The 24,569-nt window shown below is 72.2% G+C and carries 16 protein-coding genes; 7 read left to right on the top strand and 9 right to left on the bottom strand.

The window, feature by feature from the left end; genetic code table 11:
• Positions 1 to 64 precede the first annotated feature (64 nt).
• From rlmN to ASG40_RS03640, 3 genes are all read left to right on the top strand, one after another.
• The gene (gene rlmN, locus ASG40_RS03650; RefSeq protein WP_055880558.1) at positions 65 to 1,354 is read left to right on the top strand and encodes a 23S rRNA (adenine(2503)-C(2))-methyltransferase RlmN; all 1,290 of its coding nucleotides are present in this window, start codon (positions 65 to 67) and stop codon (positions 1,352 to 1,354) included.
• Positions 1,323 to 3,065 (top strand): gamma-glutamyltransferase, encoded by a 1,743-nt coding sequence (gene ggt / locus ASG40_RS03645; protein ID WP_055880554.1) that lies wholly within the window; start codon positions 1,323 to 1,325, stop codon positions 3,063 to 3,065. Before rlmN ends, ggt begins: the two co-directional genes overlap by 32 nt.
• Before the next feature lie 297 nt (positions 3,066 to 3,362).
• Complete coding sequence (locus tag ASG40_RS03640) at positions 3,363 to 4,124, top strand: lysophospholipid acyltransferase family protein (RefSeq protein ID WP_055880551.1); 762 nt, start codon at positions 3,363 to 3,365, stop codon at positions 4,122 to 4,124.
• 244 nt (positions 4,125 to 4,368) lie between these two features.
• Here ASG40_RS03640 and rfbA read toward each other — a convergent pair whose 3' ends face one another.
• From rfbA to ASG40_RS03610, 6 genes are all read right to left on the bottom strand, one after another.
• Entirely contained in the window at positions 4,369 to 5,259 is an 891-nt protein-coding gene (gene rfbA, locus ASG40_RS03635; RefSeq protein WP_055880548.1) for a glucose-1-phosphate thymidylyltransferase RfbA, read from the bottom strand.
• On the bottom strand, positions 5,256 to 6,158 hold the full coding sequence (gene rfbD, locus ASG40_RS03630; protein WP_055880544.1) for a dTDP-4-dehydrorhamnose reductase: 903 nt from the start codon (positions 6,156 to 6,158) through the stop codon (positions 5,256 to 5,258). Before rfbD ends, rfbA begins: the two co-directional genes overlap by 4 nt.
• Position 6,159: 1 nt before the next feature.
• Complete coding sequence (gene rfbB, locus ASG40_RS03625) at positions 6,160 to 7,215, bottom strand: dTDP-glucose 4,6-dehydratase (RefSeq protein WP_055881280.1); 1,056 nt, start codon at positions 7,213 to 7,215, stop codon at positions 6,160 to 6,162.
• A gap of 200 nt (positions 7,216 to 7,415) precedes the next feature.
• Positions 7,416 to 10,871 (bottom strand): SbcC/MukB-like Walker B domain-containing protein, encoded by a 3,456-nt coding sequence (locus tag ASG40_RS03620; protein ID WP_055880541.1) that lies wholly within the window; start codon positions 10,869 to 10,871, stop codon positions 7,416 to 7,418.
• Between the two features lie 175 nt (positions 10,872 to 11,046).
• Complete coding sequence (locus tag ASG40_RS03615; protein WP_055880538.1) at positions 11,047 to 11,892, bottom strand: DUF1206 domain-containing protein; 846 nt, start codon at positions 11,890 to 11,892, stop codon at positions 11,047 to 11,049.
• Between the two features lie 97 nt (positions 11,893 to 11,989).
• Positions 11,990 to 12,622, bottom strand: coding sequence for a DUF4194 domain-containing protein (locus tag ASG40_RS03610; RefSeq protein WP_055880535.1), 633 nt, complete (start codon positions 12,620 to 12,622; stop codon positions 11,990 to 11,992).
• Between the two features lie 206 nt (positions 12,623 to 12,828).
• Here ASG40_RS03610 and ASG40_RS03605 point away from each other — a divergent pair, with 206 nt between their 5' ends.
• Positions 12,829 to 15,516 carry a PAS domain-containing protein gene (locus ASG40_RS03605; protein ID WP_055880532.1) on the top strand — a complete coding sequence of 896 codons (2,688 nt, stop codon included), beginning with the start codon at positions 12,829 to 12,831 and terminating at the stop codon, positions 15,514 to 15,516.
• A gap of 196 nt (positions 15,517 to 15,712) precedes the next feature.
• Here the strand turns inward: ASG40_RS03605 and ASG40_RS03600 are convergent, their stop codons facing one another.
• The 3 genes from ASG40_RS03600 to ASG40_RS03590 all read right to left on the bottom strand — a co-directional run bounded on the left by ASG40_RS03600 (position 15,713) and on the right by ASG40_RS03590 (position 19,504).
• Entirely contained in the window at positions 15,713 to 17,356 is a 1,644-nt protein-coding gene (locus tag ASG40_RS03600) for an ABC transporter substrate-binding protein (protein ID WP_055880528.1), read from the bottom strand.
• A 275-nt stretch (positions 17,357 to 17,631) separates the two neighbouring features.
• Entirely contained in the window at positions 17,632 to 19,029 is a 1,398-nt protein-coding gene (locus tag ASG40_RS03595; protein ID WP_055880525.1) for a Wadjet anti-phage system protein JetA family protein, read from the bottom strand.
• 58 nt (positions 19,030 to 19,087) lie between these two features.
• Positions 19,088 to 19,504 (bottom strand): nuclear transport factor 2 family protein, encoded by a 417-nt coding sequence (locus tag ASG40_RS03590; protein WP_055880522.1) that lies wholly within the window; start codon positions 19,502 to 19,504, stop codon positions 19,088 to 19,090.
• A 221-nt stretch (positions 19,505 to 19,725) separates the two neighbouring features.
• Between ASG40_RS03590 and ASG40_RS03585 the strand changes: the two genes are divergently transcribed.
• The 3 genes from ASG40_RS03585 (at position 19,726) to ASG40_RS03575 (ending at position 24,564) form a co-directional block, all read left to right on the top strand.
• A complete protein-coding gene (locus ASG40_RS03585) occupies positions 19,726 to 20,988 on the top strand; it encodes an ABC transporter substrate-binding protein (protein ID WP_244480511.1) in 1,263 nt (420 codons plus the stop codon).
• 240 nt (positions 20,989 to 21,228) lie between these two features.
• Positions 21,229 to 22,098: a branched-chain amino acid ABC transporter permease gene (locus ASG40_RS03580; RefSeq protein WP_055880517.1), complete on the top strand. Its 870-nt coding sequence runs from the start codon at positions 21,229 to 21,231 to the stop codon at positions 22,096 to 22,098.
• A 3-nt stretch (positions 22,099 to 22,101) separates the two neighbouring features.
• Positions 22,102 to 24,564, top strand: a complete 2,463-nt coding sequence (locus ASG40_RS03575) for a branched-chain amino acid ABC transporter ATP-binding protein/permease (RefSeq protein WP_055880514.1) — start codon at positions 22,102 to 22,104, stop codon at positions 24,562 to 24,564.
• The last annotated feature ends 5 nt before the right edge of the window (positions 24,565 to 24,569 follow it).

Here is a 24,569-nt window from a genome sequence, read left to right as displayed (position 1 = left end):
TCGACCGCGGAATCGCCTAAGAGGAGGCCGTTCCCCAAAAATCTTCGAAGGCACGAGACATTCCATGGCGACGGCGTCGTTCGACACCGCGGCGCGCGAGGCGGGCGCCGTGACAGCAATCGAGAAGCTGCCCGATTTCGTCCCCGAGGCGGTGCCGGGGGTGCGCTCGTCCCTGGTCGGGCTGACCCGCGACGACCTGAAGGCCCGGCTCGGGGCGATCGGCGTGTCCGAGCGCGAGCAGAAGATGCGCGCCGCCCAGGTCTGGCACTGGCTCAACGTGCGCGGCGCCACCCAGTTCTCCGACATGACCAACGTCGGCAAGGGGCTGAAGGCGCAGCTCGCCGAGGCCTATACCCTCGACCGGCCCGAGGTCGTCACCGAGCAGGTTTCTCGCGACGGCACCCGCAAGTGGCTCCTGCGGATGCCGCCCACCGGCCGGCACGACCACAACCGCGGCGCCGAGATCGAATGCGTCTACATTCCCGGCCGGGGGAGGGGCACCCTGTGCGTCTCCTCCCAGGTCGGCTGCACGCTCACCTGCTCGTTCTGCCACACCGGCACCCAGCGCCTCGTGCGCAACCTCACCGCCGCCGAGATCACGGCCCAGGTGGTAGTGGCCCGTGACCGCCTCAACGATTGGGCCGGCCAGAACCCGGTGCAGGCCGGGGCCGACGAGACCCGGCGGGCGGTGACCAACATCGTGTTCATGGGCATGGGCGAACCCCTCTACAACACCGACGCGGTGATCGACGCCGTCGGCGTCATGGCCGACCAGGACGGGCTCGGCCTCTCGCGCCGGCGCATCACCGTCTCGACCTCCGGGGTGGTGCCGCAGATGCAGCGCCTGGGCACCGACGCCCATGCGATGCTGGCGATCTCGCTGCACGCCGTGCGCGACGACCTGCGCGACACCCTGGTGCCGCTCAACCGCAAGTACCCGCTGGCCGAGCTGATCGCCGCCTGCCGCGCCTATCCGGGCCTCAACAACGCCCGGCGCATCACCTTCGAATACGTGATGCTCAAGGGCGTCAACGACACCGACGCCGACGCCCGCGAACTCGTGCGCCTGCTCAAGGGCATCCCGGCCAAGATCAACCTGATCCCGTTCAACCCCTGGCCGGGCTCGGCCTACGCCTGCTCCGAGTGGGAGCGGATCGAGCGCTTCGCCGAGATCGTCTACGACGCCGGCTACGCCTCTCCCGTGCGGACCCCGCGCGGCCGCGACATCCTGGCCGCCTGCGGCCAGCTGAAGAGCGAGACGGAAAAGCTGCGGGCGCGCGCCCGCATGATGCTCGACGAGGGGATCGGTGCGGAAGGACTCTATGCGGCAGCCGACGAGAGCGACGACGACTGACCTTCTCCGCGTCGGGCTCGCCCTCCTTCTCCTGAGCGGACCGCTCCGGGCGCAGACGCCGCCGATCCAGTCCGACGACGCCCGGGTGCTCCCGGTATTGGCGCGCCACGGCATGGTCTCGTCGCAGGACGCCACGGCGACGCGGGTCGGGGTCGACATTCTCAGGCGCGGCGGCAACGCCGTCGATGCCGCCGTGGCGGTGGGGTTCGCCCTGGCCGTGACCCTGCCGCGGGCGGGCAACCTCGGCGGCGGCGGCTTCATGCTGGTGCACCGGGCCGAGCCGGCGGCCACGGTGGCGATCGACTACCGCGAGACCGCCCCGGCGGCGGCCAGCCGCGACATGTTCCTCGACGCCCGCGGCGAGCCCGACCCGTCCGCCTCCACCCGGAGCGGCAAGGCCATCGGCGTGCCCGGCACCGTGCGGGGCCTGACCGACGCCCACCGCCTCTACGGTTCGGGCCGCCTGTCGCTCGCCGATCTCGTCGCCCCGGCCGAGGCGCTGGCCCGCGGCGGCATCCCGGTGGAGGCCGGGCTCGCCGATTCGCTGCCCCGGGCCGCCGGGCTCTTGGGGCGCTGGCCGTCGAGCCGGGCGATCTTCTTCTCCGGGACCGCGCCCCTGGCCCGCGGCGACACCCTCGTCCAGACCGATCTCGCCGACACCCTCAAGGCCATCGCCGCGCGAGGGGCCGACGCCTTCTACCGCGGGCCGGTCGCCGAGAGGATCGCCGCGGCGGTGCGGGGGGCGGGCGGCGTGATGACGGCGGCCGATCTCGATGCCTACCGCACGGTGGTGCGCGAGCCGGTGCGCGGCCGCTACCGCGGCTACGAGGTCGTCTCGATGCCGCCGCCGAGTTCGGGCGGCATCCATCTCCTGCAGATCCTCAACATCCTGGAGGGCTTCGACCTCGCCCGGATGGGGGCGGGCAGCGCCGAGGCGATCCATCATCTGGCCGAGGCGATGAAGCCCGCCTACGCCGACCGCGCCACCTGGCTCGGCGACCCCGCCCACACCCAGGTGCCGGTGGAGGGGCTGACCGCGAAATCCTACGCCGCGACCTTACGCGCGGCCATCGATCCGGCCCGCGCCCGCAGCGCCGATTCCGTCAAGGCCGGCGATCCGCTCGCGTTCGAGCCCGACCAGACCACCCACTTCTCGGTGATCGATGCGGCCGGCAACGCGGTCTCGAACACCACCACCCTCAACTTCTCCTACGGCGTCGGCCTCGTCGCCGAGGGTACCGGCGTGCTCCTCAACAACGAGATGGACGATTTCTCGGCCAAGGTCGGGGCCACCAACGCCTACGGCCTCGTGGGCGGCAAGGCCAACGCGGTGGCGGCCGGCGCCCGCCCGCTCTCGTCGATGACCCCGACCTTCCTGTTCCGGGACGGCCGGCTGGTGCTGGCCACCGGCAGCCCGGGGGGCAGCCGCATCATCTCGACCGTGCTGCAGGTGGTGGTCGGCCTCGTCGACTTCGGCTTCAACCTCGCCCAGGCGGTGGCGGCCCCGCGCATCCACCACCAGTGGCGGCCCGACCGCCTGAGCGTCGAGGAGGGCGTCTCGCCCGATACCCTGGCGCTCCTGCGCGCGCGGGGCCACGCCGTGGCGGTGGGCCAGAGCTCCGGCTCGGCCAATTCCGTGATGGCGGCGGAGGGATTGCTCGCCGGGGCCGCCGATCCGCGCCAGCGCGGCACCCTCGCCGAGGGATATTGAGGGCCACTCCCTACCCAGGGCGCTCGGGTGAACCCGATCGCCCTGTCGTCTTGGGTTTGCCTCAAGCGCCGGCGGCCGCATCCGCGGCCTTGGGCTCACGCTTCGCGCGACGCTTTGCAGGACGTGCGTCCTGCAAAGCCCGCTCCGCGGGGCGCTCTTCGCGCCCGGTCCATCGACAATCGGGTTTCACCCGATTGTCCCGACTCCCTACCCGGCACGGTGGTGAAGCGGGGACCGGCGCGCTACACGCAGGCGGCCGGCCCCGGCGTCGCGGGGGCGGCGTGACCCGGGTCGTCGATGCTCCTCCTCCGATCGCTTGCCTTCAACTGCGCCTTCTACCTCGCCACCACGGTGATCGCCGTGGCCGGCCTGCCGACCCTGGTCTCCCGCCGCGCGGTGATCCGGCTGGCGCAGGTCTGGGGCCGCACCACCCTGTGGCTGCTGCGCGTGGTCGGCGGTCTGACGGTGGAGTTCCGCGGCCTGGAGAACCGGCCGGCCGGGGCCTGCATCGTGGCGGCCAAGCACCAGTCGGCGCTGGAGACCCTGGCGCTGGTCACGGTGTTCCCGGACTTCGCCTACATCCTCAAGCGCGAGCTTCTCTGGATCCCGCTGATCGGCTGGTACCTGTCGCGCAGCGGCATGGTGGCGATCGACCGCAGCCGCGGCGCCAAGGCGATGGCGACCATGAACGAGGCCGCCGCCCAGGCGATCCGCGACGGCCGCCAGCTCATCATCTTCCCCGAGGGGACCCGCCGGGCGCCCGGCGCCGCCCCCGCCTACAAGCTCGGCATCACCCATCTCTACGCGGCGCTCGACGTGCCCTGCGTGCCCGTGGCCCTCGACACCGGCCTCTATTGGCCGCGCCGCAGCCTGATGCGGCGCCCGGGCACCACCGTCATCGCCTTCCTGCCCCCGATCCTGCCGGGCCTCGACCGCGCGACGTTCCTCGACCGGTTGCAGGAGCGGGTCGAGGACGCCTCGAACGCGCTGCTGGCCGCCGCACCCTACCCGGCGCCGGTCCTCGCGCGGGAAGAGCGGGAACCGCAGCGCATGGCGTGAGGAGGGCCGAACGCTCTCCCCACCCCTTTGTGGGGAGGAGGTTCAGGGGGTGGTGGTGGCTGGGCGACGCTCGGTCGGTGGCAGGCGGAACCACCCCCACCGCCCTACTCCTCCCCACAAGGGGGAGGAGAGGTGCGCGCTTCACCGAGGCTTCATGGAGAGGAAACGATCTCATTCTTCAGCGACGCTCTGTCCCTGACGGGTCAGGCGACGCGAAAATCCTCATCGCCTGCCGACCTTCCCCTCAGAGCCCGGCCTGCCCCGGCATCTCCTCGCGGGCGAGCCGGAGCAGGTTCTGCCCGTAGGCGGTCTTGGCGAACAGCTCGCCGCGGGCGACGAGCTGGTCCTTGCCGATGAAGCCCTGGAGGTAGGCGATCTCCTCCAGGCAGGCGACCTGCAGGCCCTGGCGGTGCTGCAGGGTGCGCACGAACTCGGCCGCCTCCAGCAGGCTGTCGTGGGTGCCGGTGTCGAGCCAGGCGTAGCCGCGCGACATCTTCTCGACGTGGAGCTCGCCCTTCTCCAGGTAGGCCTGGTTGACGCTGGTGATCTCGAGCTCGCCCCGCGCCGAGGGCGTCACCGCCGCGGCGATGTCGAGGACCTGGTTGTCGTAGAAGTAGAGGCCCGTCACCGCCCAGGGGCTCTCGGGCTCCTTGGGCTTCTCCACGAGGCGCAGGGGCCGGCCCTCGCGGTCGAGGGTGACGACGCCGTAGGCGGCCGGATTCTCGACGTGGTAGGCGAACACCGTCGCACCGTGCTTGCGCTCGCGCGCCCGCGCCAGCAACTCGCTCATCCCTGAGCCGAAGAACAGGTTGTCGCCCAGCACCAGGGCGACGTCGTCGCTGCCGACGAAGTCGCGCCCGATGACGAAGGCCTGCGCCAGGCCCTCGGGACGCGGCTGCACCGCGTAGGAGAAGCTCAGGCCGAACTGCTCGCCGGTGCCGAACAGGCGCTTGTAGTTGTCGAGGTGCTCCGGGCTCGAGATGATCAGGATCTCGCGGATGCCCGCCAGCATCAGCACCGAGACCGGGTAGTAGATCATCGGCTTGTCGTAGACCGGCAGCAGCTGCTTGTTGATCGACAGCGTCGCCGGATGCAGCCGGGTGCCCGAGCCTCCGGCCAGAACGATCCCCTTCATGGCTGCACTCCTTCTGTCGCCGGCCCCACGAGCCGGTCGAGGATGTCGTCGAGGGCCTGTTCCCAGGGCCGCGGCACGAGGCCGTAGGCCTGCGTCAGGCTGCGTGTGGAGAGCCGCGAGTTGGCGGGCCGCCGGGCCGGAGTCGGGTAGGCGCTGGTGGGGATGCCGGTGACGGGCACCGAGCGGCCGCCGCGCCGGGCGGCGCCGGCCACGATCGCCTGGGCGAAGCCGCACCAGGTGGTGGCGCCCTCGTTGACGCAATGGACCGTGCCGGTGGGGGCGCCCGCGTCGGACGCCAGGCGCAGGGCGATCGCGGCCAGGGCCTGCGCGAGGTCGGCCGCGCTCGTCGGGCAGCCGTGCTGGTCGTCGACGACGCTCAGGGCGTCGCGCTCGGCGGCCAACCTCAGCATGGTCTTGACGAAGTTGCCCCGGTGCGGGCTCACCACCCAGGCCGTGCGCACGATGGCGTGGCGCGGGTTGGCGGTGCGCACCGCCATCTCGCCGGCGGCCTTGCTGGCCCCGTAGACGCTGCGCGGGGCGATGGGCGCATCGGCCTCGTAGGCGCCCGGCGCGCTGCCGTCGAAGACGTAGTCGGTGGAGACCTGCACCAGCGGGATGCCGGTGCGGGCCGTCTCGGCCGCCAGATAGGCGGGCGCCAGCGCGTTCAGGCGCCAGGCCTGCGCGACCTCGCTCTCGGCCTTGTCCACCGCCGTGTAGGCGGCCGTGTTGATCACCGCCGCCCAGGGCGTTCCGGCGATGAGAGCGGCCACCGCCGCCGCGTCGGTGATGTCGAGGGCGTGCCGGTCGGGGGCGTGCAGGCGCACGCCCTCGGGCCAGCGGCCGGCGGCCTGGAGTTCGGTGCCGACCTGCCCGGCCCCGCCGAGGATGAGGACGTCCACCTCAGGCCTTTCCGGACAGGCCGAGGCGTTCGCCGGAATAGCGGCCCTCGCGGATCGGGCGCCACCACGATTCGTTGTCGAGGTACCAGCGCACGGTCTCCTCCAGGGCCTCCTCGAACACCTTGGTGGGGACCCAGCCGACCTCGGCCTCGGACTTGGTGGGGTCGATGGCGTAGCGGCGGTCGTGGCCGGGGCGGTCGGCGACGTAGGTGATCAGCCGCTCGTGCGGGCCGGCCTCCGGGCGCAGCCGGTCGAAGGCGGCGCACAGGCCCTTCACCACCGCGAGGTTGTTGCGCACCGAGCGGCCGCCGAGGAGGTAGGTCTCGCCGAGCGTGCCCTTCTCCAGCACCGCCACGAGGCCGCGGGCGTGGTCCTCCACATGGATCCAGTCGCGCTCGTTGAGCCCGTCGCCGTAGACCGGCAGCGGCTTGCCCTCCAGGGCGTTGAGGATCATCAGCGGGATCAGCTTCTCGGGGAAGTGCCGGGGGCCGTAGTTGTTGGAGCAGTTGGTGACCAGCACCGGCAGCCCGTAGGTCTCGTGCCAGGCGCGGGCCAGATGGTCGGACGCCGCCTTCGACGCCGAATAGGGCGAGCGCGGGTCGTAGCGGCTCTCCTCCGTGAAGAACCCGCCCGGCGGCAGCGAGCCGTAGACCTCGTCGGTGGAGACGTGGAGGAAGCGAAAAGCCTCGCGGTCGGGCCCGGTGAGGCCCTCGTAATGGCCGCGGGCCGCATCGAGCATCACCTGCGTGCCAATGACGTTGGTGCGGATGAAGGCGCCCGGATCGGTGATCGAGCGGTCGACGTGGCTCTCGGCGGCCAGATGCATCACCGCCTGCGGCCGGAACGCGGCGAAGGCGGCGTGCACGGCCGGCGCGTCGCAGATGTCGGCTTCCACGAGGCGATGGCGCGGATCGTCGGCCAACGGCTGCAGCGAGATCGGGTTGGCCGCATAGGTCAGCGCGTCGAGGGTGAGGACGTCGTGGCCGAGGTCTTCCACCAGGTGCAGAACGAGCGCCGAGCCGATGAAGCCGCAGCCGCCGGTCACCAAGATGCGCATGCCATCATCCGTCATTGCTGGTCGCCGCCATCGACCGATTCGGCGACGACGCGAAGCACAACCTTGCCAGCGCCGCCGCCGCCGGGCGGGCGGAGAGGGTTTCTCCGGTCGATCGGCCGGCCGTGTCGGTCGGCTGTACTTGGGGATCGTGGGCGGGGCAACCGCCGATGCCGCGAGAATCCCTCGCGCCGGGCGCCGGCCTATTCGGCGGCATCGCTCGTCATGACAGAGGCTTGCGGGCTCCGGCGCTCCGGATTGATGGCGGCGAGCGCCCGCTTGGCCGCCTCCAGCGGATGCTCGGATTCGATGCGCACGGAGGTGAGGTCGGGGTTCTTGTAGACCGTGACGATGGTGTCCATCACCTCGGTCAGCGTGGTGCGCTTGTCCTCGGGCGCGGCGATCAGCAGTTGCAGGCCCCAGGCCTGGTAGAGGTCGACCAGAGCCTGGGAATTGCGCACGTCGAGCTTCGAGAATGCTTCGTCGAGGAGGCACAGGCCCAGGCCCGGGTTCTCGTCGCCGGGGCGGTCTCCGGGGTAGTAGGCCGAGGCGAGGGAGGCGGCGATGGCCACGTAGAACGGCGCCTGCGCCTCTCCGCCCGAGCCACGCAGGGCCCGGTTCGACATGGTGGTGCGGTTGCCCGCGGCATCGCGCATGCCGATCTCGTAGACGAAGTAGTTGCGGTAGTCGGCCAGCCGCGCCGCGCTCTCCTCGCCGGCGATCAGCGCCGAGATCTCGGCGATGGCCGCCGAGAGCGGCCCGTCCGCGGGCGCCCCCGCCTCGGGCAGGATCGCCTGGGCGGCGTCGGGCGAGCGGGCGACTTCGGTGGCCAGCGCATGGACGGCCGCGTAGCGCCGGTCCACCGCCGCCTCGAAGGCGTAGGTCTGGCCGGTGAAGCTCTGGGTCGAGAGCCGTTCGTTCAGGGCGTCGAGGCGGGTGCGGACCCGCTCGAACTTGTCGGCGAGCCGGGTCAGCAGGTCTTCCGTCATCAGCCGGCGCATCTCGCCCTCGGCGCGCAGCGCCTGATCGCGGTAGCGGCGCAGCTCGTGCCCGGCGACCTCGTCGTGGGCGCGCACGACCCAGGCGTAGCCGAAGGAGGCCGGCACGTCGCCGCGCCCGAGCGGATTCTCGAGCCGCCACTGGGCGCAGTATTCGGCCAGATCCCGCTCGGCGGCGCGCCCCTGCGTGCGGGCGGTCTCGGCCCCCTCGCGGGCGGCCTGGCGGGCGGCGTTGGCCAGAGCGGCCAGGTCCTTCGCGTCGAGCCCGGCCGCATCCGCCCGCGCCCTGGCCACCGCCGCCGGATCGAACCCGTCCGGACGCACGAGGCGGATGCGCACCCTGTCGCCGCCGCTCCAGCGGGCGTGGGCGCTACGGCGGGCGGCCAGCGCCGCGCGGGCCGCCTCGCGGGAGGCCGTCACCTTCGCCTTCAGCCCGGCCTCCTCGCCCAGCAGCGCGTCGCGCTTGGGCTCGAGCACCTGCACCAGTTCGGTGAGATAGGCCGAGCGCTCGGCCTGCAGGTCGCGGATCTCGGCCTCCAGGGCGCCGGTGTCGGCCTTCTCCACCGCCTCGCGCTCGGTGGTGAGGCTGCGCCGCCGGCCCTCGATGGTATCGGCCTCCTCGCGCAGGGCGGCGACGTCGAGATCGGCCTCGCCGAGGCGTTTTCCCAGCACGGTGGCGCTGCGGGCGGCCTCGCGCAGCACGTCGGCCTGCGAGCGCAGGCGCCGGGCCTCCGCCACCGCCTGTTCCAGCGCCTGCCGGCCCTCGGCGGTGGGCCCCCGGCTGCCGCGGGTCATCATCAATTGCACCGGGCGCACCACCGAATAGGCCATGCCCGAGGTCGAGCGCCCGCTCGGCGCCACAGCCCGGCTCATCCGCGACAGGGCCGCATCGTCGGGGGCGAGGTCGTAACCGCCGAGCCGGGCGGCGAGGAAGGCCATGGCGTGGGGATCGTCCGATGCGATCAGCGAGAGCGGGCCGACGTCGTCGCGCCCGCCCCGGCGCCGGGCGGTGTCTGTGGTCTTGACCAACAGGCAGCGGTAGAACTGGCTCTTGCGCGCCTCCAGGTGGGCGAAGGCCTGGGCGAGGCGGTCGGGCTGCACCACCAGGGCCTCGCGGGCGCCGCCCAGCAGGCCCTCCAGGGCCGGGCCCCAGGCCGGATCGACGATCTCGGCGAGTTCGCACACCGGCACCGCCTCGATGCCCAGGCGCGCGAGTTCGTCGCGAAAGCCGGCGGTGTCCGAGGACAGCCGCCCCGCGCTGGCGCGACCACCGGAAAAGGCGGCCGAGAGGCTCTGAACCTGCGTCTCCTCGGCACGGGCGCGCAGGGCCATGTCCTCGGCGGCCCGGTCGAGGGGCGTGGCGATGTCGGGCAGGGCGGAGAGGTCGGCGACGAGGCGCGCCAGCGGCCCGTCCGGGCGCAGGCTCTCGTCGGGGGGCGCGTCCCGGCGCAGCCCCGAGCGGGCGCAGGCCTCCACCACCCGCGCCGCCTGCGGGTCGATCCGGCGGATCTCGGGAAGGATCGCGGCGAGCTTGCCCGCCTCGAGCACCAGGCCGACGAGGTCGCCCACCCGGGTCCCGAGGTCGCGCCGGTCGCGCGCCAGCATGGACAGGCCGGCATCGGTGGCGGCGAGCCTGCCCTGCGCGGCGGTGCCCGCCGCCAGCGCCTTCTTGGCGGCGATCTCCCCGTCGATGTCGCGCACGAAGCCCTGGCTGGCGGCGACGCTCTCGCGGGCGATGCGCAGGCGCTCGGCGACCTCGCCGAGGCGGGCCCTCGCCGCGCTCCAGTCGAGGAGCCGCCGGCGCAGGTCGGCCCCGGCGGCGCGCACCTCGTCGAGGGCGGCCGACAGGCTCGCCTCCGCCCAGGTCTCGTAGCGGGTGAGCAGGCGGCGCAGATGCGAGAGCCGCCGCTCCAGCTCCTCGATGGTCTCGAGGAGCCGACGCCAGTTCTCCACCGACTGGCGGATGCGGGCGACGTCGAGCGGCTCGGGCTCGAGCACGAAGGAGCGCACGAAGGCGCTGGAATCGAAGATCGGCTTGAAGGCGACGGCGTTCGAGAAGGTGCGCAGGAAGTGGCGCGGCTCGGGCGCCGGGGCGCCCTCGCGCAGGAGGGCGAGCACCTGCGCCGTGAAGCGCTCGCCCGAGGAGCGGAATTCCTCGAAGCGCCGCGACACCAGGCGCAGATCCTTGGCGATCTCGGGCCAGGGGGCGACGAAGCTGCCCTCCGGCGTCTCGCGCACGTAGTCGCCGATCTCGAACCGGTGCCCTTCCGCGATGAAGCGCGACAGGGTGGTCTCGCGGCTGTCCTCGGCGCGGGCGGCCAGCGCCAGCCCCACCGAGACGACCCGGCCGGTGGCGGCGTTTTCGAACACCAGGACGATCAGGGTCTCGCAGGCCTCGCGGGTGGGGCGCCCGCCCTCGGCCGGGTCGCTGATCCAGCCCAGGCAATAGTCGCGCACCGTGCGTGCGCTGCGCCCCGAGGCGGACGCGTTGAGCGCCAGCCGGCTGGCGTTGTTGCCGGCCAGCACCGTGCCGACCGCGTCGAAGATCGTCGACTTGCCCGCCCCCGTCGGCCCGACCAAGGCGGTCGCGCCCCGGATCCGGATCTGCTCGCGCCGGATCAGGTACCAGTTGGAGAGGACGATGTCGGTGAGGCGATACACTCCGAGGGGCCCGGCGATCCGTGAGGGGTGGCCGTCCAGTTGCCCCGACTCGCGCGGCCGGCGCAAGCGAGGGGGCCGGCATGGCAGGGGACGACGGGAAGCAGGCCGGAGCGCCGCGGCCAATGGCGCCTCCACTGCCTCACGGCCACGGTGGGCTCATCCTTGGATGTCGGTGTCACCGCCCCGGCAGCGAGGACGCCGCGCTCTTCAGGGCGGCCTTGCCGTCGGCCATGTCGGGGGCGTCGATGCGGCGGTAGCGGGCCTGGACGAAGCTGAACAGGCCGAAGGCGAACAGGCCGGCCGCGGTCAGCCCGAGGAGCACCCATCCGAACGGCTGGCTGCGGAGGAAGACGAGGGATTCGCCCAGGCCCTTCACCTCCGAGGAGCGGCTGTGGACGGCGGCCAGGACGAGGAAGCCGCCGATGAGCGCGAACACCACCCCGCGCGCGGCGAAGCCCAGCCGGCCGAGGGGGACCGCCCAGGACCCGGCGCCCGCCGGCAGGGCGAGGTGCTTGACGACGTCGCCCGACCAGCCCTTGCGCAGGAAGCCGAGGCCGATGCCGATCACCACGAGGCCGACGATCCCGGTGAGCCACTGCCCGAACGGCTGGGCGAGCAGCCAGGCGGTCCAATCCTGCGCGGCTTCGTTGTCCCGGCTCGACAGGGCGAGGCCGAGGGCGAGCTGCCCGGCGCTGAGCGCCAGCGCCGCGTTGGTCAGCCCGCTGACGACATGGGCGGCGCGCACCGCCAGACCCTTGCCCGAGCGCCCGTGGCGATCGGCGTCCGTGGCGGCCTCGACGATCCGCCAGACGGCGAAGCACAGCAGGCCCAAGGCGACGAGCCCGAGCCAGATCCGCCCGAACGGCTGCGTCAGCAGGGCGGTCAGGGCCGATTTGCTGCCCCCGGTCTGGCCGCCGGTGCCGACGGCGGCGAGGACGGCGAGCCCGCCGACGAGGCAGTAGACCGCCCCGCGGGCGCCGTACCCGAGCCGGGCGATGTGTTCGAGCGTCGGCGCGTCCATGCGAAACAACGAGGCTCTCCGGCAGGTGCGGCCGGAGGCGATCGCCGAGCCGGCTAAGGCCACGGGAAACGACCCAGGGCGTTCGGCCGTTCCCCCGTCACCCTTCGTCTTCACCGCGCGAGGCCCAGGCCCGGACCTGGTCCATCCAGGCGTCGGGCGAGAGCACCGCGATGCCCGGCAGCACCATCAGGGGCGTGATCCGCTCCGCCTTGTCGCGTTCGCCCAGGCGCAGCGCGCCCTTGCGGGCGAACAGGCGCAGGATCTCCGTGAGCCGCGTCTCCTCGGGCGGATCGCTGCGGGCGGCGGTGCGGATCGACTCGGCGATGTCGTCGGTGGTGCATTCGACCACCCCCTCGGTGGTGACGCGGTGGTCGCGCAAGCCCTCCTCGTAGGCGAGGCGCAGGGCCAGCAGCACCAGGGTCTCGTCCTTGCGCAGGCGCTCGGCCTGGCCGTCGTGGCGGACCCCGTCGGTCGGAACCCGCAGGAACACCATCTGGTCGCGGTGCGAGACCTCGAAGCCGTAGCCGAGGCAGGAGAAGTAGCTCTGGAAGAACGGCGCGTAGTGCCGGGCGATCTCGTAGGAGCGGCCGATGCCCGGCGTGCCGGCATAGACGCACTGGCTCTTGAGCAGCACCTGCAGGGCGCGGGTGAGTTCGGTCTCGTCGGGCGCGCGGGCCCCGGGGGGAGGGGGCTCGTCGCCGTCGACGATGGCGCGGAAGGCTTCAAGCATGGCGGACCGGCTGGCGTTCGGATCGCCTTCCTCCTAGCACGGGCCGGCGGGCCGTCCTCCCCGATGACAAGCCGGGAACATGTCCCGCAAAAACCCGATTCCCAGAACGTCCCGCTCGCGAAGAACCTCGTCCGGGACCCGATCGCCCGCGGCGCGTGGCCGGGCGCGGTGAAAAACGATCCTTTGTCGGGTATACCGCCGGTCGCATGGACGAGACCTCGAAGGACCACACGACCGAGCCGTCGATCCCGCGGGACTCCGTCGAGCAGCTCTTGCGCGACGAGACCCGGATCGGCGCCGAGATCGCCGGCACCGACGGCGGCTTCGATCCGTTCCCCGCGGCCGTGCGCGCCACGCGCATGCCGATGGTCATCACCAACCCGCGCCTGCCCGACAATCCGATCGTCTTCGTCAACGAGGCGTTCTGCCGTCTCACCGGCTACGACCGCGAGGAGATCCTGGGCCGCAACTGCCGGTTCCTGCAGGGGGGCGAGACCGATCCCGACGACGTGGCCCGCCTGCGGGAGGCGCTGGCGGTGCCGCGGGCCGTCGAGATGGACATCCGCAACTACCGCAAGGACGGCACCCCGTTCTGGAACCGGCTCCTGCTGGCGCCGGTCACCGACGCGGCCGGGGCGCTCGCGTACTTCTTCGCCAGCCAGCTCGACGTCACCCTCGACCGGGACCGCCTCTGCGCCCTCGAGACCCAGAACGCGATCCTGGCGGCGGAACGGCAGGCCAGCCGGGAGCGCCTGGCCTTCAGCGAGGTCTCGCACCAGCTCGCGGTGGCGGCGGCCGAGATCGGCACCTGGGACCTCGACCTCTCCACCGGCGTCCTGACCTGGTCGGACCGCACCAAGGCGATGTTCGGCATCTCGCCGGACGTGCCCTGCTCCATGGACGACTTCTACGGCGGCCTGCACGCGGAGGACCGGGACGCGACCGTCGCCGCCTTCGCCTCGGCCCTCGATCCGCTGCAGCGGGCGACCTACGACGTCGAGTACCGCACGGTCGGCAAGGAGGACGGCCTCGTGCGCTGGGTCGCGGCCAAGGGCCGGGGCCTGTTCGACGAGGGCGGCCGCTGCCTGCGGGCGCTGGGCACCGCCATCGACATCACCCGCCGGCGGCAGGCGGACGAGGCGTTGCGCGCCAACGAGGCCCGCCTGCGCTTCCTCGACGACCTGGGGGTGGCCACCGCCAAGAGCGTGGACGCCGACGCCATCCTGGCCACCACCACGCGGATGGTGGCCGAGCACCTGTCCCTGTCGAACTGCGCCTACGCGGACATGGACCCGGACGAGGACGGCTTCACCATCCGCGGCGACTGGGCCGCACCCGGCTCCCCCAGCATCGTCGGCCACTACAGCCTGGCCGCCTTCGGCAGGCGCGCGGTGCGCGACCTCGGTGCCGGCGAACCGCTGATCGTCAACGACAACCTGGCGGAGCTGGCGCCGGAGGAGGCCGCGACCTTCCAGGCGATCGGCATCGCCGCCACGATCTGCATGCCGCTGATCAAGGACGGCCGCCTGACCGCCCTGATGGCGATCCACGACCGGGTCCCCCGCACCTGGACCGCGCACGACCTGACCCTCGTCCGCGAGGTCACGGAACGCTGCTGGGCCCATATCGAACGGGTCAGGGCGGATGCGGCGGTGCGCGAGGCGGTGGATGCGCTCGCCGCCCTCAACGCGACCCTCGAGGAGCAGGTGGCGGCCCGCACCGGCGACCTGATGGCGGCCGAGGAGGCCCTGCGCCAGGCCCAGAAGATGGAGGCGGTGGGCCAACTCACCGGCGGTCTCGCCCACGACTTCAACAATCTGCTGGCCGGCATCTCGGGTGCGCTCGAACTGATGCAGACCCGGATGCAGCAGGGCCGCTTCAACGACGTCGAACGCTACATGGCCGCGGCGCAGGGGGCCTCGAAGCGCGCCGCCGCGCTGACCCACCGGCTGCTCGCGTTCTCCCGCCGCCAGACCCTCGACCCGAAGCCCACCGACGTGAACCGCCTCGTGGCGGACATGCGCGAGCTGATCCAGCGCACGGTGGGGCCGGCGATCCCGATCGACGTCGCCGCCGCCGCCGGGATCTGGCCGGCCCTGGTCGACCCCTCGCAGCTCGAGAACGCACTCCTGAACCTGTGCATCAACGCCCGCGACGCGATGCCGGAGGGCGGCCGCATCACGGTGGAGACCGCCAACACCCGGTTCGACGCGCAGGCGGGGCGCGGGCACGACATGCCGCCGGGGCAGTACCTGTGCCTGAGCGTCACCGACACCGGCATCGGCATGCCGCCGGAGGTGGTGGAGCGGGTGTTCGAGCCGTTCTTCACGACCAAGCCGATCGGGCAGGGCACGGGCCTCGGGCTCAGCATGATCTACGGGTTCGCCCAGCAGTCGGGCGGGGAGGTCCGCATCACGTCGGAGGTCGGCAAGGGTACGACGGTCTGCATCTACCTGCCGCGGCACGAGGGCGAGATCGCGCCGGAGGAGGCCCCCACCGACATCGCCCGGCTGCCGCGCTCGGTCCAGGGCGAGACGGTGCTGGTGGTGGACGACGAATCCACCGTGCGCATGCTGATCGCCGACGTCCTGGCGGACCTCGGCTACACCGCCATCGAGGCGTCCGACAGCGCGGCGGGCCTCAGGGTGCTGGAGTCGGACGTGCGCATCGACCTGCTCATCACCGACGTGGGCCTGCCCGGCGGCATGAACGGACGCCAGATGGCGGATGCCGCGCGCGCGCGCCGGCCGGCCCTGAAGGTGCTGTTCATCACCGGCTACGCCGAGAACGCCGCCGTCGGCAACGGCTCGCTCGCCCCCGGCATGGCGGTGCTGACCAAGCCCTTCGCCATCGAGACCATGGCCGCCCGCATCCGCTCGATGATCGGGACGTAGGCCGTCCCGTCATCCCATTTCCGGTTGATCACGTCGTGATGCGGACATGGGCTTCGCTCAGGCGCCGCGCGGGCTCGGTGATACGGGTCCCGCTCGATCCAAGCGGAAACCGTATCGCCCGGCAATCCGAGGCAAGCGGGCGGTGGATCGGCAAGGACCCCGCCGACGACGCGACGGCGTCGGCGGGAGCGCGCCCTCACGACAGGGTGGTGAGGTCCTGGAACCAGTGCTGGGCCTGGGTGTAGCCCTTCACCTTCGGGGACAGGGCGTGGGGATTGGTGTCGTGGACGACCCAGACCTGCACCGCGTCGTCGACCACGATCTCGTGGATACGCGCCAGCATCGCGTCCTGCTCCTTGGGGTCGAGACTCTGCTTGACCTTGTCGCAGAGGGCGTCGACCTCCGGGTTGCGGTAGTGGCTCCAGTTCACGCCGTTGGGGGAGATCTGCTTCGAATCGTAGAAGCGGATGATGGCGTAGAGCGGGTCGGAGGTGACGTAGGCGACGTTGCTGGCGGTGATGCCCTTCAGGCTCGGATCGGCCGCGCCCTGGCGCCAGGCGGTGTAGGCGACTTCCTGCTCGACGGTGCGGAACTCCACCGCGATGCCGATTTCGGCCCAGCTCTGCTGGATGAACTCGTTGATGGGCAGGGACAGCATCTGCCCGGTGCCGCCGGTGGGGATGATGAACTTGGCCTTAAGCGGGTTCTGGGCCGAGTAGCCGGCGTCCTTCATCAGCTTGCGGGCGGCGTCGATGTCGGTGCCGACCTTGAAGGTCGGCTTGCCGAACCACGGGCTCGAGCGCTGCACCTGGCCCTCGGCCGGGGTGGCGAGCCCGCCCATCAGGGTGGCCACGCCCTCGCGGTCGATGGCGAGGTTGGCGGCCTTGCGCAGGCGCAGGTCGCGCCACGGGCTGCCTTCGACCATCGACAGGTGGTAGTTCCAGACGTGGGGCGTGTCGTTGCCGACGATGCGCATGCCCGCGGCCTTGAGGCGGGGCACTGAATCGGGGGCGGGCAGTTCGATGAGGTCGACGCTGCCGCTGAGCAGCGAGTTCACCCGCGACAGGTCCTCGGGCAGGCAGCTCAGGATGAGCCGCGCGAGCTTCGGGGCACGCTTGGGGTTCCAGTAGGCCTCGTTGGGCACGAGCTCGGCCCGCACCCGCGGGGTCAGGCCGGCGAGCTTGTAGGGGCCGGTGCCCGAGGGCTCGAAGGCGAACTTCGCCCAATCGCGGCCGACCTTCTCGTACTGGGCTGGCGACGACACCAGGAACCACAGCATCTGGTAGGGGAACAGCGAATCGGCCGCCTTGGTCGTCACCTGGATCGTGGAGGCGTCGAGCTTCCTGTAGCTGGCCACCGAGGGCAGGCGCGGGCGCACCTGTGCCGCCTGGCGCTGGTCGAAATGCGGGGCGTCCTTGTTGAGGACCTTGTCGAAGTTCCAGATCACCGCATCGGCGTCGAGGAGCGAGCCGTCGTGGAATTTCACGCCTTCGCGGATCTTGAAGACCCAGTTCTTGCGGTCGGCCGGGTCGCTCTCCCAGGAGGTGGCCAGACCCGGCACCAGCTTTCCGGGGCGGTCGGAGACGTCCATCTCCCAGGCCACCAGCGGATCGTAGAGGGTGAAGCCCGTGAACTGGTAACCGCCCGCACCCCGGTCCGGCTGCCCGGTGGTGAGCGGCAGGTCGCTCATCGAGATACCGTAGTTGAGGGTGCCGGCGGGAGCCCCGGCAGGGGTGCCGGTCGTCGTCTGCGCGAAGGAGCGCGACGCACCGGGACCGAGGGCGGCCAGCGCCGCCGCGCCGCCGATCAGACCGCGGCGGGTGAGTGACAGGGGATCCATGACCGGCTTCCCATTCGTTTCATGTGAAACACCCCGCCGGGGGCGAGGATGTATGCACTTCACTGGAGAGAATATTATTTTCTGTAAAGTGGAAACAATGGGCGCCCTCTGACCTGAATTGGGCAGATTGCATACAGTTTACGCAACGCCGTCGAACGAATCGGTTGGGCGAGACAGGGGGGCGGTGTCCGACCGTCCAAAGCGGACAGCGGGACCCGCCACGCGCTTTCCTCCCCGCGAGGGGGAGGGGGATGCGCCCCCCGCTGGACCTCGCCTCAGCGCTCCCGCACCACCCGCAGCCCGGTCCGTTCCAGCAGGAAATCCGGGCAGTCGAGCCAGCCGTTGGAGACACGGCCCTCCAGGCGCGACAGGCGGTAGCGCTGGCCGAGCGCGCCGTCGAACAGCACGTCGAGCTCGCGCAGGCGCTGGAACACCACGAAGGCGTCGACGTCGGTCACCCGGATCTGCGAGCCGCGGATCGCCGTCGATCGGCCGAGCTGGCCCTCGACGAAGGCGATCATCCGTTCGGGCGTCACCGCCACCCGCTGGCGGAAGGCGTCCTTGGCGGCGATGAAGGCCTCCACCGCGGGATCGAGCCAGATCTCGGGCAGCGGCTCGGCCAGGATCGGGCGGCGGGCGTTGCGCGGCCGGTAGAGGTGGGGCTCGCCCACCGGCGGGTGCAGCAGCGAGACCTGAGCCATCGGCGGCGGATCGGGCGGGGTGCCCGTCGCTCCCACCGCCCGCAGGGCGGCGGCGACCCGCTCGATCCGGTCGGAATCGCGGTGGTCGAGGTAGCGCAGGGCCGCCGCGATCCGCCGTTCGAGCCGGGCGACCACCGCGTCAACCGCATCGAGATGCCGGTCGAGCCCCTCGAAGACCGCCAGGATCTCGGCCAGATCGCCGCGCACGGTCCGTTCGGCGCTTCCCAGGTCCGGGGCGCGGCCCTCGCGCAGGCCGGCCTCGGCCAGGGCGCGGATGGTGAGGGCGTCGCGCAGGGCCCGGGCCGCCTCGCGCACGATGCCGGAGCGGAAGCGGAACGGGTTCAGGCGGGTGTGGAGGGTGCGGTAGTCGCTGACCAGGTGGCGGGCGACGAACTCTTCGAAGTAGAGCCGGAAGGCGGCGCGCTGGTCGTCCTCGCGCAGGATGCGCTCCTCGACCTTGCGCATGGCCCCGGCCAGGCTGCGCAGGTGGCCGAGGAAGGCGCGCGACGCCTTGGCGGCATTGACCAGCGCCTCCGAGCGGTCGGCCGGGTTGGCGATGGCGCTCTCCAGGCTGCCGAGCACCTCCAGCACCGCGCCGCCGTAGGAGCGGGTCTCGCCCCTGTCGAGCCGGGCCAGCTCCTCGATGAGGAGGCGGGCCTCGGGGTCGAACTCCACCACCGGCACGTAGCGCTCGCGCCGCTCCGTCAGCCAGCCGGCATCGAGCAGGCGCCGGTAGATCGCCGAGCGGCGCTCGACCGGGTCCGCCGGGGTGGTCTCGTCGTCGGCGATCTCGCCCTGGCTGAAGGCCTCGGCGAAGTCGCCGATCTCGGTGAGGAGTTCGCCCTTGCGCAGGGGGTCGGCGACGTCGGCGAAGACGCGGGTGTGCAGGTGCAGCAGCAGGGCCGCGTTGAAGGCCCGGCTCGGGGAGGCCAGCGGCCGGAACAGGTCGTCGGAGAGGCGGGTGAACAGCATGGGTCCAGCGCAGGACAGACGGCCGGGCCGGCGTTTGTCAACGCCGCGGGCTCCCCCTTCAGGCGGTGATCCCGTGCTTCGTGAGCAGGCGCTCGGCGCTGTCGTTCCAGACCTCCATGGTCACGATCACCCCGTCGCGCACGGTGAAGCGGTCGACGTAGCGGTTGCCCTCGAAGGGGGTGCCGTCGGGCCAAGCGCCGTAGAGGGTGCCGAGGCTGTAGACCGTGGTGACGCCGTCGCCCGGCACCACGTCGAGGCGTTCCATGCGCTTCTTCACCCAGGCGTAGCGGCCGGCGTTGAAGGCGGTGACCTCGCGCGGGTGGTGGAACAGCCGGGCGCCGGTGAAGGTGATCGGGATGCCCGGCGCCATGTAGCCCGCCGCCCGCTCGGGGTCGGGCACCATCGAGGCTTCGAGATAGGCGGTGACGACGGCCGCGTCGCGCTGCGTCGTGTCGGTGGCTGGTCCGGTCGTCATGGCTGGGGTCTCCTCGAGAGGGCGGCAGGATCGGGTCCGGCGGCAGGATTGCGCGAATCGCGCCGAAGTGTATGCATCAAGTGCATGCAGTTTGGCGCCGATCTGGGCAGCGAGGCGTCATCGAACCGAGATTCGCCTGACTCTGCAAGGCGTCAGCCCATGCGACGCGCATGGCACGGCCGTTGCGCAAAGGCCCGTAACCCTCAGCCGGAGACGACGCCATGAACGCCCAGGCCATGAAACCTCAGGCTCTGAAACCTCAGGCTCTGAAAACTCAGGCTCCGAACGCCCGGGCTCCGAAGGCCGAAGGACGCCGATCGCCGACACGCCGGCTGGCCCTGGGGACGGTGGCCCTGATCGGGCTGGGTCTGGCCTCGGGCGTCCAGGCGGCCGAGACCCTCAAGATCGGCCTCGTCACGGCGCTGAGCGGCCAGTCGGCCAAGTCCGGCGAGGCGATCTCGCGGGGCATCGGGCTGGCCATCGACGAGATCAACGCCGCCGGCGGCGTGCTCGGCCAGCCCCTCGAACTCGTCGCCCGCGACGACGAGGCCAACCCCTCGAAGGGCGTGCTCGCCGCGCGCGAGCTCGTCCAGCGGGTCGGGGTCGTGGCGCTGGTGGGCGGCCTCGACACGCCGGTGTCGATGGCCATCGTCCCCATCGCCAACCAGATGAAGGTGCCTTTCCTCGGCCCCTGGGCGGCGGGCACCGGCATCACCCGCAACGGGGCCGCCGACAACTACGCCTTCCGGGTCTCGGCGGTGGATGCGCTGGTGGACGAGGCGCTGGTGGCCTACGCGGTCAAGACCTACGGCGCCAAGAAGCCGGGCATGATCCTCGTCAACAACGCCTGGGGCGAGTCCAACGAGAAGGGCCTGACCGCCGCCCTGAAGGGCGCGAACCTGCCCGCGGCCGGCATCGAGAAGTTCGAGGCCTCCGACGTCGACATGGTGCCCCAGCTCACCCGGCTGAAGGAGGCCGGCGCCGACGCCCTGTTCATGGTCGGCAACGTCGGCCCCTCGGCGCAGGTCGTCAAATCCCTCGACCGGATGGGCTGGAGCGTGCCGGTGGTCTCGCACTGGGGCCCTGCCGGCGGGCGCTTCGACGAACTGGCCGGCCCGAGTGCCGCCAAGGTCCACTTCATCCAGACCTTCACCTTTGCCGGCAACACGTCTCCCAAGGCGACCGCGGTGCTGACCGCCCTCAAGGCGAAGTACCCGGCGATCAAGTCGATGGCCGACGTCACCCCGGCGGTGGGCATCGCCAACGCCTACGACGCCACCCACCTCCTGGCGCTGGCCATCAAGGCGGCGGGCTCCGCCAAGGGACCGGAGGTGCGCGACGGCTTCTACAAGGTCGCCACCTATCCCGGCCTGATCAAGACCTACGAAAAACCCTTCGCCCCCGGCCAGCACGACGCGCTCGGGCCGCAGGACTACGTCTTCACCCGGTTCCAGAACGGCGAGATCGTCGCGGTGGGCAACTGAAGGGAGGGGTGGGCTGCCGGTGGTCCCGTCGCAACCCGATTCCGAGGGCGCAACGTCGTTCGTGCGCCGCGACGGGCTCCCTCTCCCAGGGGGAGAGCGCAGGGGTGAGGGGAGTGACCGTTCCGGAGGGGGCACGCCCCTCAACCTGTCCTTCTCCCCCTGGGAGAAGGGACCCGCGCCCGATCCGGCGTCTCCTGCGGTCCGACGTCCGGCCCCCGCCAACCCGAAAGGCTCCACCCCATGCTGACCGGAACCCTCGTCAGCGGCCTCGGCCTCGGCAGCATGTACGGGCTGATCGCGCTCGGGTTCCACGTCACCTACGTGGTGTCGGGCACCGTCAACTTCGCACAAGGGAGTGCTGTGACCCTGGGCGCGGTGCTCGGCTACGCCCTCGGCGTCACCCTCGGCTGGCCGATGCCGCTGGCCGTGCTCCTGGCGCTCGCCGGCTGCGCGCTGCTCGGACTCGTGGTGGAACGCCTCCTGGTGCGGCCCTTCGTCGAGCGGGCGTCCGACTCCTGGCTGCTGGCCACCGTGGCCGGCGGCATCGTCCTCGACAACGCCATCCTGTTCACCTTCGGCAAGGAGCCGCGCAGCCTGCCCTCCGTGCTGGCCACCAGGCCCGTGGAGATCCTCGGCACCGGCCTCTATCCCCTGCAACTCGTCATCCCCGTGGTCGGCCTCGGGGTGGCCTTCGCCATCCGGACGGTGTTCCGGCGGACCGACCTCGGCCGCGTCCTGCTCGCGGTGGCCCAGAACGCCGACGCCGCCCGGCTGATGGGGATCGACGTGCGCCGCACCGTGGCCTGCGCCTATGCCCTCTCGGCGCTGCTCGCCGGGGTGGCGGGCTTGCTGATCGCGCCGCTGTTCTCGGTCTCGGCCGAGATGGGCACCCTGTTCGGCATCAAGGCCTTCGCGGTGGCGATCCTGGGGGGCATCGGCTCGGCCACCGGCGTGGTGCTGGCCGGCCTCCTCTATGGTCTCGCCGAGGCGCTCGTCACCGCCACCCTCGGCTCGACCTACACCCAGATCGTCGTGTTCTCGGTGATCATCCTGGCGCTCGCCCTGCGGCCGGACGGCCTGCTCGGTCGCGCCGCCGTCAACAAGGTCTGAGCGATGCTGCGTTCGCCTCTCGCGATGCCGCTGGCCATCGCCGGCCTCACCCTGGCCGGCCTCGCCCTGGTGCTGGTCAGTTCCGGCTACGCGCATTTCGTGATCGCCCTCGTCGCGCTTACGGCCATCGCCGGCACCGGCCTCAACGTGCTTCTCGGCCTGACCGGGCTGATGTCGTTCGGCCACGCCGGGTTCTACGCCATCGGCGCCTACGCCAGCGCGATCCTGACGCTGGCCGGGGTGAGCTTCTGGCTGGCGCTGCCGGCGGCCGCGCTGATCGGGGCCGGCATCGGCGGGCTGCTCGCGATCCCGGCGATGCGGGTGAAGGGGCCGTACCTGGCCATGGTCACCATCGCCTTCGGCTTCATCGTCGAGCACGGGCTGATCGAGGGCGGGGCGCTGACCGGCGGCCAGAACGGCCTCGTCGTCATCGGCGGCCCGACCCTGTTCGGCCACGCGTTCCTGGAGCGCGAGCTGGCGCTCCTCTCGGTCCTCGGAGCGGGTGGCGCCCTCTACGGCTTCCACCGCCTGGCGCTGAGCCGCCTCGGCCGGGCCATGCGGGCGGTGCGCGACGCCGATGTCGCCGCCGCCTCCCTCGGGTTCGACCCGGTGCGGGTCAAGACCCTGGCCTTCGCGATCTCGGCGGCGCTGACGGCGCTGGCCGGCGCGGTGCTGCCGCCCCTGATGCTATTCATCGCGCCGAGCTCGTTCCCGTTCTCGCAGTCGATCCTGTTCGTCCTCTCGGTGGTGGTGGGCGGGGCCGGCACGGTGCTGGGGCCGCTGGTGGGCGCCCTCGTGACCGTGCTCCTGCCGGAACTGCTGGCGGGGCTCGCCGAATACCGGCTCCTGTTCTTCGGCCTCGCCACCCTGGTGGTGCTGTGGCTGGTGCCCTCGGGGCTGATCGGGACTTTGGCGCGACTGTTGCCCAAGCCCGCCCCCGAGCCGCCCCGGCCCTCGCCCGACGTGACGCGCCTGCTCTACCGGCGTGGCGGCGAGCCCCTGGCGATCGAGGGCATCGGCATCGCCTTCGGCGGCATCCGCGCGGCCGAGGGCGTCTCGGTGACGGCCGCCCCCGGCGCCGTCACCAGCCTCATCGGCCCCAACGGCGCGGGCAAGACCACCGTGCTCAACATGGTCTCGGGCTTCTACCGGCCGGACGCCGGCGCCATACGCCTCGCCGGCGCGGATCTCGCCGGTGCGCCCGCCCATGCCATCGCCAGGGCCGGCATCGCCCGCACCTACCAGACCACCCGCCTGTTCGGCTCGCTCAGCGTCCTCGACAACGTCGTCCTCGCCCTCGATCCGGGCCGGCTCTGGCGCTGGCCCCGTGCCGGCGACGCCAGGGACGCCGCCGCCCTCCTCGACTTTGCCGGCTACGAAGGCCGCCTCGACCGGCCGGCCGGGGAACTCCCGCACGTCGACCGTCGCCTCGTGGAGATCGCGCGGGCGCTGGCCGGCCGCCCCCGCGTGCTGCTGCTCGACGAGCCCGCCGCCGGCCTCACCCGGGCCGACACCGACGCGCTCGGCGGCCTCCTGCGCCGCATCGCCGGATGCGGCATCGCCGTGGTGCTGGTCGAGCACGACATGCCGCTGGTGATGAGCGTCTCCGACCACGTCCTCGTCATGGACGCCGGCCAGCCCATCGCCGCGGGCACGCCCGCCGCCGTCCGCACCGATCCGGCCGTGCTGCGCGCCTACCTCGGCGGGGCCGATACGCCGGCGAGGCCCCGCGAGACACCCTGGCGCGGGCCGGCCGACGCGGTGCTGTTCGCGCAGGGGCTCACCGCCGGCTACGGCGCCGCGCCGGTCCTCGACGCCCTCGCCCTGGAGGTGCGCCCCGGCGAGACGGTGGCGCTGCTGGGCGCCAACGGGGCCGGCAAGTCCACCGCCATGCGCTCCCTCGCGGGCCTGCTGCGCCCGGTCACCGGCACCATCCTGCTCGACGACGTCGCCATCGCGGCGCTGCCGGCCCACCGCATCGCCCGACTCGGCCTCGCCCTGGTGCCCGAGGGCCGCCAGGTGTTTCCCGAACTCACCGTCATCGAGAACATGCGCCTGGGCGCCCACGGCCGGGCCGAGGCCCTCGACCCCGCCGAGATCGAGGCCCTGCTCGACCGCTTCCCGCGCCTGCGCGAGCGCGCCGGCAGCCGGGCCGGCCTCCTCTCGGGGGGCGAGCAGCAGATGCTCGCCATCGCCCGCGGGCTGATGGCCAAACCCCGCATCCTCCTCCTCGACGAGCCGTCCCTCGGCCTCGCCCCGGCGATGATCAACGCCCTCTACGCCGTGGTGGCGGAGCTGCGCGACCAGGGCGTCACCATCCTCATCGTCGACCAGATGGCGGCCCTGGCGCTCACCGTGGCCGACCGCGGCTACGTGCTCGAACAGGGCCGCGTCGTCACCGCCGGCTCGGCCGCCGAGCTCGCCGCCGACAAGGCCCTGGAAGCGGCCTACCTCGGCGCCGCCTGATCTCT

Source organism: Methylobacterium sp. Leaf399 (genome assembly GCF_001424525.1).
GTDB lineage: Bacteria > Pseudomonadota > Alphaproteobacteria > Rhizobiales > Beijerinckiaceae > Methylobacterium.
This window is presented reverse-complemented; position numbering and strand designations above follow the sequence as displayed.

What these genes read in the sequence shown, in the direction of transcription:
- ASG40_RS03600 (WP_055880528.1), bottom strand. Translation starts at nt 17,356, where the DNA reads ATGGATCCCCTGTCACTCACCCGCCGCGGTCTGATCGGCGGCGCGGCG.
- rlmN (WP_055880558.1), top strand. Translation starts at nt 65, where the DNA reads ATGGCGACGGCGTCGTTCGACACCGCGGCGCGCGAGGCGGGCGCCGTG.
- ASG40_RS03580 (WP_055880517.1), top strand. Translation starts at nt 21,229, where the DNA reads ATGCTGACCGGAACCCTCGTCAGCGGCCTCGGCCTCGGCAGCATGTAC.
- ASG40_RS03640 (WP_055880551.1), top strand. Translation starts at nt 3,363, where the DNA reads ATGCTCCTCCTCCGATCGCTTGCCTTCAACTGCGCCTTCTACCTCGCC.
- ASG40_RS03575 (WP_055880514.1), top strand. Translation starts at nt 22,102, where the DNA reads ATGCTGCGTTCGCCTCTCGCGATGCCGCTGGCCATCGCCGGCCTCACC.
- rfbA (WP_055880548.1), bottom strand. Translation starts at nt 5,259, where the DNA reads ATGAAGGGGATCGTTCTGGCCGGAGGCTCGGGCACCCGGCTGCATCCG.
- rfbB (WP_055881280.1), bottom strand. Translation starts at nt 7,215, where the DNA reads ATGCGCATCTTGGTGACCGGCGGCTGCGGCTTCATCGGCTCGGCGCTC.
- ASG40_RS03615 (WP_055880538.1), bottom strand. Translation starts at nt 11,892, where the DNA reads ATGGACGCGCCGACGCTCGAACACATCGCCCGGCTCGGGTACGGCGCC.
- ASG40_RS03610 (WP_055880535.1), bottom strand. Translation starts at nt 12,622, where the DNA reads ATGCTTGAAGCCTTCCGCGCCATCGTCGACGGCGACGAGCCCCCTCCC.
- ASG40_RS03585 (WP_244480511.1), top strand. Translation starts at nt 19,726, where the DNA reads ATGAACGCCCAGGCCATGAAACCTCAGGCTCTGAAACCTCAGGCTCTG.
- ASG40_RS03590 (WP_055880522.1), bottom strand. Translation starts at nt 19,504, where the DNA reads ATGACGACCGGACCAGCCACCGACACGACGCAGCGCGACGCGGCCGTC.
- ASG40_RS03605 (WP_055880532.1), top strand. Translation starts at nt 12,829, where the DNA reads ATGGACGAGACCTCGAAGGACCACACGACCGAGCCGTCGATCCCGCGG.
- ggt (WP_055880554.1), top strand. Translation starts at nt 1,323, where the DNA reads ATGCGGCAGCCGACGAGAGCGACGACGACTGACCTTCTCCGCGTCGGG.
- ASG40_RS03595 (WP_055880525.1), bottom strand. Translation starts at nt 19,029, where the DNA reads ATGCTGTTCACCCGCCTCTCCGACGACCTGTTCCGGCCGCTGGCCTCC.